General features: G+C 69.4%; 14 protein-coding genes and 1 pseudogene. 9 read left to right on the forward strand and 6 right to left on the reverse strand.

The window, feature by feature from the left end; all coding sequences use genetic code 11:
- The first annotated feature begins 113 nt into the window (after positions 1–113).
- The 5 genes from ACFVAV_RS12610 to ACFVAV_RS12630 are packed head-to-tail and all read left to right on the forward strand — an operon-like array spanning position 114 to position 5,022.
- A complete protein-coding gene (locus ACFVAV_RS12610) occupies positions 114–1,475 on the forward strand; it encodes a cytochrome P450 (RefSeq protein WP_379034182.1) in 1,362 nt (453 codons plus the stop codon).
- Positions 1,475–2,572 carry an amidohydrolase family protein gene (locus ACFVAV_RS12615; protein WP_379034184.1) on the forward strand — a complete coding sequence of 366 codons (1,098 nt, stop codon included), beginning with the start codon at positions 1,475–1,477 and terminating at the stop codon, positions 2,570–2,572. Before ACFVAV_RS12610 ends, ACFVAV_RS12615 begins: the two co-directional genes overlap by 1 nt.
- A gap of 17 nt (positions 2,573–2,589) precedes the next feature.
- Positions 2,590–3,735 carry an amidohydrolase family protein gene (locus ACFVAV_RS12620; RefSeq protein ID WP_379034186.1) on the forward strand — a complete coding sequence of 382 codons (1,146 nt, stop codon included), beginning with the start codon at positions 2,590–2,592 and terminating at the stop codon, positions 3,733–3,735.
- A gap of 1 nt (position 3,736) precedes the next feature.
- Positions 3,737–4,141, forward strand: coding sequence for a Rieske (2Fe-2S) protein (locus tag ACFVAV_RS12625; RefSeq protein ID WP_379034188.1), 405 nt, complete (start codon positions 3,737–3,739; stop codon positions 4,139–4,141).
- Positions 4,142–4,152: 11 nt separating this feature from the next.
- On the forward strand, positions 4,153–5,022 hold the full coding sequence (locus ACFVAV_RS12630; protein ID WP_379034190.1) for an alpha/beta fold hydrolase: 870 nt from the start codon (positions 4,153–4,155) through the stop codon (positions 5,020–5,022).
- Between the two features lie 20 nt (positions 5,023–5,042).
- Here ACFVAV_RS12630 and ACFVAV_RS12635 read toward each other — a convergent pair whose 3' ends face one another.
- A complete protein-coding gene (locus ACFVAV_RS12635) occupies positions 5,043–5,486 on the reverse strand; it encodes a hypothetical protein (RefSeq protein ID WP_379034192.1) in 444 nt (147 codons plus the stop codon).
- Positions 5,487–5,551: 65 nt separating this feature from the next.
- Between ACFVAV_RS12635 and ACFVAV_RS12640 the strand changes: the two are divergent.
- Positions 5,552–6,312, forward strand: a pseudogene (locus ACFVAV_RS12640) (hypothetical protein); the annotation flags it as partial.
- Between the two features lie 26 nt (positions 6,313–6,338).
- Complete coding sequence (locus tag ACFVAV_RS12645; protein WP_379034194.1) at positions 6,339–6,530, forward strand: ferredoxin; 192 nt, start codon at positions 6,339–6,341, stop codon at positions 6,528–6,530.
- Between the two features lie 10 nt (positions 6,531–6,540).
- Here ACFVAV_RS12645 and ACFVAV_RS12650 read toward each other — a convergent pair whose 3' ends face one another.
- Complete coding sequence (locus ACFVAV_RS12650; protein ID WP_379034196.1) at positions 6,541–7,023, reverse strand: nitroreductase family deazaflavin-dependent oxidoreductase; 483 nt, start codon at positions 7,021–7,023, stop codon at positions 6,541–6,543.
- 39 nt (positions 7,024–7,062) lie between these two features.
- Positions 7,063–8,235 (reverse strand): aromatic ring-hydroxylating dioxygenase subunit alpha, encoded by a 1,173-nt coding sequence (locus ACFVAV_RS12655; RefSeq protein ID WP_379034198.1) that lies wholly within the window; start codon positions 8,233–8,235, stop codon positions 7,063–7,065.
- Positions 8,236–8,367: 132 nt separating this feature from the next.
- On the opposite strand from ACFVAV_RS12655, the gene ACFVAV_RS12660 reads away from it, so the two are divergent.
- Positions 8,368–8,973, forward strand: coding sequence for a TetR/AcrR family transcriptional regulator (locus ACFVAV_RS12660; RefSeq protein ID WP_379034201.1), 606 nt, complete (start codon positions 8,368–8,370; stop codon positions 8,971–8,973).
- 16 nt (positions 8,974–8,989) lie between these two features.
- Here the strand turns inward: ACFVAV_RS12660 and ACFVAV_RS12665 are convergent, their stop codons facing one another.
- Positions 8,990–10,165 (reverse strand): acyl-CoA dehydrogenase family protein, encoded by a 1,176-nt coding sequence (locus tag ACFVAV_RS12665; RefSeq protein ID WP_379034203.1) that lies wholly within the window; start codon positions 10,163–10,165, stop codon positions 8,990–8,992.
- Positions 10,149–11,141, reverse strand: coding sequence for an acyl-CoA dehydrogenase family protein (locus ACFVAV_RS12670; RefSeq protein ID WP_379034563.1), 993 nt, complete (start codon positions 11,139–11,141; stop codon positions 10,149–10,151). Before ACFVAV_RS12670 ends, ACFVAV_RS12665 begins: the two co-directional genes overlap by 17 nt.
- A 108-nt stretch (positions 11,142–11,249) precedes the next feature.
- Between ACFVAV_RS12670 and ACFVAV_RS12675 the strand changes: the two genes are divergently transcribed.
- Positions 11,250–12,851 carry an FAD-dependent oxidoreductase gene (locus ACFVAV_RS12675; RefSeq protein ID WP_379034205.1) on the forward strand — a complete coding sequence of 534 codons (1,602 nt, stop codon included), beginning with the start codon at positions 11,250–11,252 and terminating at the stop codon, positions 12,849–12,851.
- On the opposite strand, the gene ACFVAV_RS12680 is transcribed toward ACFVAV_RS12675, so the two are convergent.
- On the reverse strand, positions 12,852–13,175 hold the full coding sequence (locus tag ACFVAV_RS12680; protein ID WP_379034208.1) for a hypothetical protein: 324 nt from the start codon (positions 13,173–13,175) through the stop codon (positions 12,852–12,854).
- Between the last annotated feature and the right edge of the window lie 64 nt (positions 13,176–13,239).

Here is a 13,239-nt window from a genome sequence, read left to right on the forward strand (position 1 = left end):
GAAACACGGTTCAAGAGTACGGTTCTCATATCCGGCAAGTCAGGTTCTTGCACGGACTTCCCTGTCGTGCCACTCCGATCGCGCGACAGCTGCGCTGGAACAGGAGAGCATCCGTGAGCATCGACGATGCCGCCGACCGGGACCGCAAGGCGAACCGATACCACTTCGACCGGCACACCCCGGAATACCGGCACCGCTTCACCGAGATCACCCACGACCTGCACGCGAAGTGCCCGGTCGCCTGGACCGACACCTACGACGGCCACTGGGTGGCGGCCGGGGCGAACGCGGTCTTCGAGCTCGCCCGCTGTCCGCACGTGTCCAACGACCACGACCTCAACGGCGAGCGCAACGGGTACAAGGGCATCTCGATTCCCACCGCCCAGCGCGCGCAACTCGTGCGTGGCGGGATTCTCGAGATGGACGATCCCGAGCACCGGCTCTACCGGCAGGTGCTCAACCCGTACCTGTCGCCGGCCGCGGTGCGCCGCTGGGAACCGGTGATCGACGAGATCGTGCGGGCCGCGCTCGACGAGAAGATCGAGTCGGGCCGCATCGATTTCGTCGACGACCTCGCCAATGTCGTGCCCGCGGTGCTCACGCTCGCCATGCTCGGTATCCCGCTGGCGAAGTGGTCGCTCTACAGCGAACCGGTGCACGCCGCGGTGTACACCCCGGAAGACTCCCCCGATGCCGCGCGCGTGGCCGAGCTGCATCGCGCGATGGGCATCGACCTGCTGACGAGTCTGGCCGAGGTCAAACAGCATCCGCGCCCCGGTCTGCTCGAGGCGCTCACCGAACTGCGCATCGACGGCGAACCCGCGCCCGATCTCGAACTGCTCGGCATGCTCGGCCTGATCATCGGCGGCGGTTTCGACACCACGACCGCGCTCACCGCGCACGCGCTCGAGTGGTTGTCGCAGAATCCCGGCGAACGCGCCCGGCTCAGCCGTGACCGCGAGACCCTGCTCGCGCCCGCGACCGAGGAATTCCTGCGCTACTTCACCCCGGCTCCCGGCGACGGGCGCACCATCTCGGCCGACGTCGAGATCGAGGGCACCGCATTCAAAGAGGGCGAACGGCTCTGGCTGTCCTGGGCGATGGCCAACCGCGATGCCGAGGTGTTCCCCGATCCGGACGACATCGTGCTGGACCGGCGCGGCAACCGGCACTTCAGCTTCGGGCTCGGCGTGCACCGCTGCATCGGGTCCAATGTCGCGCGCACCGTGTTCAAGTCGATGCTCACCGCCGTGCTCGACCGGATGCCCGACTTCGCCTGCGATCCGGCGGGCACCCTGCACTACGACACGATCGGGGTCATCCAGGGCATGCGCAACCTGCCCGCCACCTTCACCCCGGGCCCGCGCCTCGGCGCCGGTCTGGACGAGACCCTGGCCAAACTCCAGATCATCTGTGACGAGCAGCAGCTCGCGGCATCGGTGACGGTGCGGCCCGAGATGGCCCGGATCGACTGATGCGCACCCACGCCGACGGCACCACCACCCCGTACATCGACGCGAGCGTGCACATCTTCTTCGCCTCGAACCGGGACCTGCGCGATCATCTGCGCGAACCGTTCAAGAGCCGGGGCGTGCCCGATGTGGACCTGGACTGGTACGGGGCACCCGGCGGCGAATACCTCACCGGCGCAACGGGTCCCGGCCGCCGGGCGCCCGGTTCGGACCCGGCCGTGGTCGGCGGGCACCTGTTCACCGACCGCGGCGTGGACGTGGCGATCCTGCATCCGATGACCCGGGGCATCCTGCCCGACCGGCACCTCACCTCGGCGGTGCTGGCCGCGCACAACGACATGCTGGTCACCCGCTGGCTCGAGCACGAGGAGTTCGCGGGCCGGTTCCGCGGCACCCTGCGGGTCAACCCGGAGGACATCCCCGGCGCGCTGCGTGAAATCGCCCGCTACGGACAGCATCCGTCGATCGTGCAGGTCGGGGTGCCGTTGCAGTCGCGAGAGCTCTACGGCAAACCGCAGTTCTGGCCACTGTGGGAGGCGGCCGCCGCGGCCGGGTTGCCGGTCGCGGCGCACATCGAGACCGGCGAGAGCATCGCGTTCCCGCCGACGCCGTCGGGCCACACCCGAACCTACGAGCAGTACCTCGGGTTCATGTCGCTCAACTACCTCTATCACCTGCTGAACATGATCGCCGAGGGCGTCTTCGAGCGGTTCCCGGACCTCCGTTTCGTGTGGGCCGACGGCGGCGCGGATCTGCTGACGCCGTTCAGCTGGCGGATGGACACCTTCGGCCGACCGCATCTCGAGCAGACCCCGTGGGCGCCACGAATGCCGAGCGACTACCTCCCGGATCACGTGTATTTCGTCCAGGACCGGCACGACGGCCCGCCCGGCGACGCCGAATTCGCCGACGAATGGCTGGGTTTCACCGGTAAGGACGACATGGTGATGTTCGGCTCGAGCTATCCGCACTGGCAGGCCACCGATATCGACACCCTGTCGCCGGCCCTGACGGCCGAGCAACGCGACAAGCTCTGCTGGGCCAACGCAGCCCGGCTCTACGGCATCGAGGTCCCCACCGCCGCCGCAGTTCCCAGCTAATTCCAGGAAGGACGCGTATGCCGCCGATCCAGCACGAGCAGCGTGCCCCCGCACCCGAACAGGTCGCCGTGCGGGTCGTCGACTCCGACGTGCATCCGGTGCCGCGCCGGGGCGAACTCGTCGAGTACATCCCCGAACCGCACCGCAGCGCCTACTTCCTCAGTCACCGGGTGGGCGACACGATCATCTACGACGCCCCCGACTACGCACACTCCTACGCGATGCGGGTCGACGCGTTCCCCGCCGACGGCCAATTCCCCGGCAGCGACCCCGACCTGGCGTACCGGCAGCTGATCGTGGAAGCCGGGTCCGACATCGCCATCCTGGAGCCGACCGTCCGGGCGACCCGGCTGCCGCAGGCGACCCAGGCCATGGCCACCGGCATCAATCACTGGCAGGCCAACCACTGGCTCGACCCGGTCGCCAACTGGCATCAGCGCTGGCGCGGGTCGATCTGTGTCGCCGTCGACGATCCGGCCGGCGCGGTCGCCGAGATCGAGCAGTGGGCGGGTCACCCCTACATGGCGCAGATCCTGCTCAAGGCCGAACCGCGGCCGTCCTGGGGCGATCCGAAATACGACCCCATCTGGGCAGCGGCGACGCGCCACGATCTGGTGGTGAGCTGCCATCTGGGACGCGGCGCGTTCGAGACGATGCCCATGTCGCCGGTCGGATTCCCCAGCTACAACCACGATTTCATGGTCAGCTACTCGCTGCTGGCGGCCAACCAGATCATGAGCCTGATCTTCGACGGCACCTTCGATCGCTTCCCCGCGTTGCGCATCGTGTTCGTCGAGCACGCGTTCACCTGGATCCTGCCGCTGATGTGGCGGATGGACGCGATCTACGCCTCGCGCAAGCAGTGGATGACGATCCGGCGCAAGCCCTCGGAGTACGTCAAGGAGCACATCCGGTTCACCACCCAGCCGCTGGACTATCCCGAGGACAAGACCGAGCTGACCCGCGCGCTGGAATGGATGGACGCGGGCCGGATCCTGCTGTTCTCCTCGGACTACCCGCACTGGACCTTCGACGATCCGCGCTGGCTGGTCAAGCATCTGCCCGCGGCGGCCAGGGACCGGGTGATGTTCCGCAACGGCATCGAGACCTACCACCTGCCGGAATTCGTTCCGGCGCTGCCCGATTCGCCGCGGAGGCGCTGAGATGACCGAGGACAGCGCGACTCCCGGCGAGCCGCCGCGCCTGGCGCAGGGCCGCGAGCACGTGGTCGCCACCGTCGAGGAGATCCCGCCCGGGTCGTCGAAGGTGGTGCCGATCGGCCGGTTCGGCGTCGGGGTCTACAACGTCGGCGGCACCTTCTACGCCATCGCCAACTACTGCCCGCACGAAGGCGGTCCGCTGTGTTCCGGGCGGACGCGGGGACGGACCGTGGTGGACGAGAGCGTCCCGGGCGACGCGGTGATGGTGCGCGACAACGAGTTCCTCTACTGCCCGTGGCATCAGTGGGGATTCGAGCTGGCCACCGGGACCACCGCGGTCAAACCCGAGTGGAGTATCCGGACCTATCCGGTGCGTGTCGTCGACGGCTCCGTCGTCGTCCAGGCGTGAAAGGACCTGCCGTGCCCTCCGTGACGGTGAACGGCGGCCGCGTCGTCTACGAGATCCTCGGTACGACAGGCACACTCGTGGTGCTGACGCCGGGCGGCCGGTTCGGGATGGACATTCCGGGACTCCGGCCGCTGGCCGATGCCCTGGTCGAGCGCGGGCACACCGTGCTGCTGTGGGACCGGCCCAACTGCGGCGCGTCCGACGTCCAGTTCTACGGCGTGAGCGAATCCCACATGCGAGCCGAGACGCTCGCGGGACTGCTCACCGAGCTGGGGTTGGGTCCGTGTGCGCTAGCGGGCGGGTCCGGTGGCGCCCGGGATTCACTGCTGACCGCGATCCAGTATCCGGAGCTGGTCACCCGGCTGGTGCTGTGGAACATCGTCGGCGGGACCTACGGCCTGTTCAATCTCGGTGCGCACTACATCCTGCCGAGCCTGCAGGTGGTCGGTGGCGCCGGAATTCCCGGACTGCTGAAACTGCGGGAGTGGCGCGAACGCGTCGAACAGAATCCCGGCAACGAGCAGCGGCTGCTGGCCCTGGACCGCGACGAGTTCGTGAAACTGTCGCTGCGCTGGCTCAACGCCTACGTGCAGAAGCCGGGCCAGACCGTGCCGGGCGTCGACGACGACCTGTTCGACCGGATCCGGGTGCCCACCTTGATCATTCGCGGCGGCGCCCAGGATCTGGATCATCCACGGCGCACCTCGCTCGAGATCTCCTGCCTGATCGAGGGCGCGGAGCTGATCGACCCGCCCTGGCCGGAGGACGCCTGGGAACGGGCCATGGCGGATCGGGCTACCGGGCGGATCGACCGTTTCAATCTGTTCGACACGTGGGTGCTGGCCGCACCGGCGATCGCCGAGTTCCTGGCCCGCCCGTGAGCCGCCCCGCCAACACCGGCTCAGCGCAACAGCAGGCGCACTTCGGCATTCAGGGCGGCCTCGAGCGCGGTCAGCACCCGGCTCTCGGTGACTCGCGCCAGGTCGGCCTCGCGCAGGGTCACGGTGACGATGTCGAATCCGCCGGCGGCGTCGGGGAGACGGCCGACATCGCCGGTGAGTCCGAAACCGGCCAGCACGCCGTGCGCGTCGTCGTCGGTGCCGCGGCTGAGGAAGGTCACCGTGCCCGGCACCGGTTCGGTCCCGAACGCCCGCGCGCACGCGTCCACCAGGTCACGCACCGTGGTGGCGGGGTCGTCGGTGGCGACCTGGAATCGCAGTTCCACACCCGGGTTTTCACACAGACCCGTGGCATCGGCCCGCAGCGCGCGCAGCCCCGCGGCCCGCCGTGCCGGGGTCAGTATCCGGTCGGGGTCGACATCGATGCGTACAACCGCGGTCCTCATGTCGCCCAGCCTAACCGCGCGGGCCCGCACCCATCATCATCTTCGGGAGCACGAAAGGGGTTGTAATGCAAGATATTTCGGAGCCCCACCCCGGTGGTTTCGTGGTGCCCGCCGACGGGTGGGTCCCGCGGCCGCTGCGCGCCGAGGCGGGTGTCGAGGGGCTCGACGACTACCGCGCCGATGGCGGCTACCGGCCGCTCGGCTCGACCGATGAGCTGCTCGCCGAGATCCGGATCAGCGGACTGCTCGGGCGCGGCGGGGCGGCATTCCCCCTGGCGACCAAGCTGACGAGTGTGCGGGCCGCGGGCCGGCGGCGCGGTGGGGCCGTGGTGGTCGCCAACGGCGAGGAGGGCGAACCGGAGGCGGTCAAGGACAAATGGCTGCTGCGGCACCGGCCGCACCTCGTGCTCGACGGGTTGCGGCTGGCGGCGCACATCACCGGCGCCCGGCGCAGTGTGGTGTATCTGTCCGATCCCGTCGCCGCGCAGCGAATTCGCGAGGCCGTCACCGAACTCCGCGCCACGGGCAGCGCCGACGTCGAGATCGTCGAGGTGGCGCCCGGCTCCGTGGCCGGGGAGGAGACGGCCGCCGTCCGCGCGATCGACGGCGGACCCGCCCATCCCACCGACAAGCCACCGCGGCCGTTCCAGCGCGGTGTCGGTGGTTTACCCACGCTGTCAGCAATGTCGAGACCCTCGCTCATCTCCCGTTCGTGCAGCACGAGGGCGGTGCGGCCTTTCGCGGCGTCGGCACCGAGCAGTCACCCGGCACCTTCCTCACCACGGTGACCGGCGGCGCCGGTGCGCCCGGCCTCTACGAACTCCCCGATCCTGACCTGCACGAGGAGCAACCATGAGAGTCGAAGTGGATCCGCAGATCTGCGAGGCCAACGGTGTCTGCATGGGCATCGCGCCGGCGATCTTCACCCTGGACGAGGACGACATCCTGCACATCGTCGATCCCGAGCTGCGCGCCGGCACCGAAGCCCTGATCCGCGACGCGGTGGCGCAGTGCCCGCGCGCCGCCTTGTCGGTCGTCGAATAGCCGGAACGGCTCACGCTCGCGGGCGCAGCACCAGGACCGGGATCTCCCGTTCGGTCCAGGACTGATAGGTGTCGAAGTCGGCATAGAGGTCGACCAGCAACGGCCAGAGCCGGGCACGCTGCTCCGCGTCGGCGACCATCGCGTGCACCGGCACCCGGTCGCGCCGGATCTGGACATGGGTGTCGGGTTCGGCGCGCAGATTGTGGTACCACTGCGGATGTTTCGGCAGTCCGCCCTGTGAGGCGACGATCACGGTGTCCGCGCCGTCGACGAGGTAGAGCAGCGGCGTCGTGTACAGGTCACCGGATTTGCGGCCGCGATGTTCGAGCAACAGGGTGGGGACCGGTTTGCGCCACCCCGCACCGACCCGCCAGAGCCCGCCGATGCGGCCGCCGGTCCAGCGGTAGAGCCGCACGTGTGCCCGCCCCGCGAAGGAGAAGAGCTTCGGCAACAGCGGGGAGTCGAGCTGGGCGGGCCGGGGTGGGTGGGTCATGGGTTCCTCGTTTCGGGGTGCAGTGGGGCGGGCCGGCCCTCAGCCGAGCGCGACGCCGAGTTCGGTGGCGAAGGTACGGATCATGTGCTGCACGCCGATCTCGTTGCGGCCGATGATCATATGGTCGTGCTGGCCGCGGCGCACCCCTTCCCCGCATTGGGGCAGCATGGCGAAGTCCTCGTCCCGGACCGCGGCGTGCACCTGCTGGTAGATGGTGTCGTACACCGCGCGCTGGGCGTCGTCGGCGGCCGGGATCCTGGCCATCCAGCTGTGGCGCACGGTGCAGCGCGTCGGCGCTCCCGCGGGGAGCATGTCCAGGATCTCCACCCCGACCGGGCTGTTGGCCAGCACGAGGTTCGGGTAGATCCAGTAGATCACACCCATGTTCATCAGCGGGTTCCAGTCGCCCGCGGGCTCGGTGTCGAGATCGCGGATCCAGGTGAACGGGAATCCCATGCGGTGGTGGCGGCCGAAGGCGTCGTGGGTGGAGGTGTCGGCGACGGTGTTCTGCCCGATCACGCTCTCGCCGTGGACGAACGGGAAGTGGTAGCTCTCGGCGAAGGCCTCCAGCGCCCCCTTCCAGCTGACCTCGGAGACGAACTCGCGGTCGTCGTGGTATCCGTAGGAGGCGTAGTCGAGTTGCGCCAGTTCCGGCCCCATCGCACCGAGGTGGGTGTCGACATCGATCTCGCCGCCGGCGGTCAGCACCGTCCAGATGAAGCCGTGCCGTTCCTGGCTGGGCAGTTCCACCAGGCCGTAGTCGTCCCGGTCCATCCCGGTGAACCCGGCTTTGCCGGGCACGCCGACGAGTTCGCCGGTATTGCGGTAGGTCCAGGCGTGGTAGGGGCAGGTGAAGCGGGAGGCCTTGCCTGATCCGCAGGCCGGCTGTGCCCCGCGATGTCTGCAGTAGTTCAGCAGCACATGCGCGGTGCCCGCGCGGTCACGGGTGATCAGCAGGGAATCGCCGAGGACGGTGCGGACCACGTAGTCGTCGGGTTCGGGGATGCGGGCCGAGGGCATGACCGCGAGGGGCGTGCGGCGCAGGATCTGCGATTCCTCCACCTCGGTGATCTTCGGGTCCCGGTAGTAGAGCAGCGGGACGCGCAGGGTGGATTCGGCCATGTCGGTGGTGCCGTCGAGGACCAGCCGCAGGGCGCGGCGGGTCAGATCGTCGGTGAGACCGGCAGCATCCGGGTCGGTTCGGTGAGTCATGGACTGTCCTTTCGCGAGCTCCATTCAGACCATACATCTAGACTCCAATGTATGGTCTGAATCGACGAGAACCCCTGACCGGGCACACAGCAGATAGGGTCGGCGACATACCGGTTTCCGAGGGAGGTTCGATTGCGCAGGCATGGCTGGTCCGGCACGGTGCCGAGCACCGACGCCGAGGCAGTCGACCGCATCCTGACGGCCGCGCGGTCGGTCATCGAGCGATCCGGCGCCGCCTTCACCATGGCCGAGATAGCCCGGGAACTGGGCGTCACCCGGCAGACGGTCTACCGCTACTTCCCCAACGCCGACGCGCTGATCGCGGCGACCGCCCTGGCCGAGACCGGACGTTTCCTCGACGTCCTGGCCGCGAAACTCGACCGCATCACCGACCCCGCCGAGGCGGTGGTGGAAGGCATCGCCTACACCCTCGAGTCCCTGCCCGAGGACCGCTACCTCAGCCTGTTGCTGACCCCCGGCCGCGCCAGTTCCTTTCCCGCCGAGGTCACCTCCGACACGGCACTGGCCCTGGGTCGCAGCATCCTGGAACGCTTCGCGGTCGACTGGGAGCAGGCGGGATTCACCGACAGCCGCCTCGACGAACTCGTCGAGCACATGCTCCGCATCGTCGGGTCCTTCGTCCTCGACCCCGGTCGCCCGGCCCGGCGCGGCGCGGCGCTGCGCGGCTATCTGACCACCTGGGTCGCCCCCGCGGTGCGCGATCTCCAGCGGCGGTGAGCGCCCGTGCCGGAACTCACCGCCGGGGCAGGCCGAGGACGCGCTCGGCGATGATGGTGCGCTGGATCTCGGAGGTGCCGCCGGCGATCGTGCCCGCGAAGGAGCGGACGTAGCGTTCGAACCAGCCCGGCGCCGACTCCTCCAGACTCAGCGGGCTGTAGCGCGCGGTGACGTCGGGATGGATCAGGCCACGGGGTCCCGCCGCGGTCAGCGCTGCCGACGCGCCCGCCTGCACCGCTTCGGAGCCGAGCAGCTTCAGCACCGACAGACCCGCGACATCGTCCTCGCCGCGGGCAGCGCCGGCGAGGGCACGGGAACCCAGCAGGCGCAGGGCCTGGGAGTCGAGCGCCAGGGTCGCGTAGCGGTCGGCGTCGAGCGGGGTCGCCGGGTGGAAGTCGGCGAGCAGGCCGTCGAGCCGGCTGGCGAAACTCAGCCAGAGCAGGGTGCGTTCGTGCCCGAGTGAGCCGTTGGCGACCCGCCAGCCCTCGTTTACCGCGCCGACGATGTTCGCCGCGGGCACCCGGACCTCGGTGCAGAACACCTCGTTGAAGTCCAGGTCGTCCGGGTCGGCCACCGAGGCGAACGGCCTGCGCTCGACCCCGGGCAGGTCGGTGGGAATCAGGATCGCCGAGATGCCACGGTGTTTCGGCGCGTCCGGGTCGGTGCGCACGAAGGCCAGCAGCACATCGGCGTCGTGGGCGCCCGAGGTCCACACCTTCTGCCCGGAGACGACGAAGTGGTCGCCGTCGCGGACAGCCCGCGTGCTCAGCCCGGCCAGATCCGATCCCGCGCCGGGCTCGCTCATCGCCAATGCCGCGGTCAGGTCACCGCGCAGCACCGGAATCGCCCATCGGCGTTGCTGTTCGGCGGTGCCGAAGGTGATCAGCGAGGCGGCTACGATGCCGACGCCCTGCGGATTGAAGCTCTCGTGGATGCCGCGCCGGGCCAGTTCCTCGCGGTGCACGTACTGCTGCACGATCCCGGCATCGCGCCCACCGAATTCCGGCGGATATCCCGGTACCAGCCAGCCCGCGTCGAATTGCACCCGCTGCCATCGGCGCGCCCAGTCCGGCAGGTGCGCGGTGGAGCGCGGACGTGGTGCCGCACCGGCATCGGTGGGCAGGTGCTCGTCGAGGAACGCGATCAAGTCGGCGCGGAAGTCCTCGACGTCCTGGTCAAACCGCAGCTGCACGGTACCGCCTCGCAATCGTCGCCCGGTGCTCGTCGGTTCCGCCGAGCAGCATCTCCCCCGCCTTGGCCCGCTTCAGCGCGAACTGCAGGTCGTTCTCCCACGTGTAGCCCATCGCGCCGAACAGCTGCAGCCCGTGCCGGAAGACCAGTTCCTGGCACTCGCCCGCGGCCGCCTTGGCCATGACCGCCGCCAGCCCGGCGCGCTCGTCGGCCTCGGCCAGGGTCAGCGCGGCCCAGTAGGTGAGCGCGCGGGCGCGTTCGACGGCGACGTGCATGTCGGCGGCCTTGTGCGCTACCGCCTGGAAAGATCCCAGGGGAGCGTCGAATTGGCGGCGCTCCCGCACATGCGCCACCACCAGGTCGAGCACGCGCTGACACGCGCCGACCATGGTCGCGGCCAGCCCGGTCAGCGCGCTCGCGCGGGCCCGCGCGACATCACCGCCGGTGGCGCTGCCGGCCGGAACCCGCACGTGGTCGAAGGTGACGGTGGCCAGGTGCAGGACCGGATCGAAGATCGCCGAGCGGCGGCTGTGCACCTGTCCCGCCTCGACGACGAACACGCCCGCGCCGGTGACCACGGCGAGCAGATCGGCCCGATCGCCGTCGAGCACCTCGGCCGAACCGTGCAGCACCCACTCGGCGCCCTCGCGCCGGGGCGTGATGCCACCGAACACCGCGGCGCCCGCCGCGTCGGCGGGCGCGTGCGGTACCAGCGGCGCGAACTGGCTCGTGGTGGCCAGATACGGCGTCGGATCGCAGGCCCGGCCCAGTTCCTCGTGCACGATGGTCAGCTCGACGGCGTTGTCCTGGTCGGTCATCGCCGTCCAGCCGTGTTCGACATAGCGTTTCCAGAGCGGCCCCGGGTCCGCGCCGTGGTCGGCGACGGCCCGGATCAGCGTGGGCGGACAGTGTTTCGCGACGACCTCGCGCACGGTGTGCTGCCACAACCGCTGATCGTCGTCGAACTCGAGCAACATCCGACCGGCCTCCTCTGCGTCCACCGCTATGAGAATGTCATTCTTCTCATCAGGATAGTATGTACTCTTCACATCAGAAGATGATTTCCATACTCTCGAGGAACCGCCGTGGCCTACGTCATCACCCAGAACTGCTGCAAGGACGCCTCGTGCATCGCGGCCTGCCCGGTGGACTGCATCCGCCCGAGCGAGGGCGACGACGGCACCCAGATGCTGTTCATCGATCCCGAGACCTGCATCGATTGCGGCGCGTGCGCGGACGAGTGCCCGGTCGACGCGATCTACTCCGAATACGATCTGCCGCCGGACCAGGAGCGGTTCCGGGAGCTCAATGCCGCCTATTTCCAACGACATCCACTCGAGATCGGTGACATCACGGTCCCGGTTCAGCGTGCTGCCGTCGCACCCGGCACCCTGCGGGTGGCGATCGTCGGGGCCGGTCCCGCGGCCTGCTACGCCGCCACCGAGCTGCTCGGCATCGACGGGGTCGAGGTCGACATGTTCGACCGGCTGCCCACCCCCTACGGCCTGGTGCGCTTCGGGGTGGCGCCGGACCATCAGCGCACCAAATCGGTGGTCCGGGTGTTCGACAACGCCTTTCGGACCGAACGTTTCGGCTGCCATCTCGCGGTGGAGATCGGCGCCGCGCTGACTCACCAGGACCTGCTGACCCACCATCACGCCGTGATCTACGCCGTCGGCGCCCCGGACAGCCGCGAGCTCGGCATCCCCGGCGAGCAGCTGCCCGGCCATCACGCGGCCGCTGATTTCGTCGGCTGGTACAACGGGCATCCCGACCACGCCGCGCACCGGTTCGATCTGACGACCCGGCGGGCGGTCGTCGTCGGCAACGGCAATGTGGCACTCGATGTCGCCCGGATGCTGCTGGCCGGTCCGGCCGCCCTGGCCGCGACCGATATCGCCGACCACGCGCTGACGGCCTTGTCGGCGCAGCGGATCCAGGAAGTGGTGATCCTCGGCAGGCGCGGGCCACGCGAGGCGGCCTTCTCGGTCGGGGAATTCAGCGCGCTCGGCCATCTCGACGGAGTCGATGTCGTCATCGAGGCCGGGGATCTGTCAGCGCATCCCGACGACGACGTCGAGACCGCGGCAAAGCTGGAACTTGCCCGCGACTACGCCGACCGCCCGCCGACTCCGGGGAACAAGCGCATCGTCTTCCGGTTCCATGCCGCCCCGGTCGAATTGGTCGGCACCGAGCACGTCGAGGCGCTGCGGGTGAGCGGCGATCCGGAGCCGATCGAGACCGCCCTGGTCTTCCGTTCGATCGGCTATCGCGGCAAGCCGGTCGACGGACTGCCCTACGACGCGCGCACCGGCACCATCCCGCACCGGGCGGGCCGGGTGATCGACGCGGACGGTGCCGCGGCGCCCGGGGTGTATGTGACCGGCTGGATCAAGCGCGGGCCGCGCGGAGTCATCGGCACGAACCGCAGCTGCGCCGCCGAGACCGTCGCCGGCCTGCTGGCCGATCACGCGAACGGCGAGCTGGATCGACCCGTCGCGAATCGCCAGGCCTTGCTCGAGCTCATGACCGGCCGGGGGCTCACACCGGTGGACTGGCCGGGCTGGCGCGCGATCGATGCCGCCGAGCGGGACCGCGGCGCGGCGCAGTCCCGCCCGCGGGTCAAACTCGTCTCGGTCGAGGAACTCCTCGATACCGCGCGCCGCAGGCCACAGGTCCTGGCCTAGTTACTCGCGGGCCCGCCACACGGTGACGACGAGGGAGGCAAGGTCCAGGGCCGGGCTCAGCCCGACCTTGCCCGCCGCCGCGCGCTCCTGGAAGGCCTGGACAACCTTGTCCGGGTCGTCGTCGAGTTCGTAGACGGCCAGGTAGCTCTGCCCGGTGGAGCCGGCGCCCGGCAACTGCGCGGGGACCCGCCCGTAGCGCTCGCCGGCCACCACGCCCGGTACCGCGAGCACCTCATCGAGGTGCACGGTGTCGTACCACTCGTTGAACTCGGTGTCCTGACCTGCCACCGGATTCGAGAACACGAGCATCTTCGATCGGGCCATCGCCGTTCCCCTTCAGGGTCGAGAATCGAACTTTTTCACTGAAAGAACCAGCGTCTCACAAGGA

This window comes from Nocardia sp. NPDC057663 (genome assembly GCF_042799895.1).
GTDB lineage: Bacteria > Actinomycetota > Actinomycetes > Mycobacteriales > Mycobacteriaceae > Nocardia.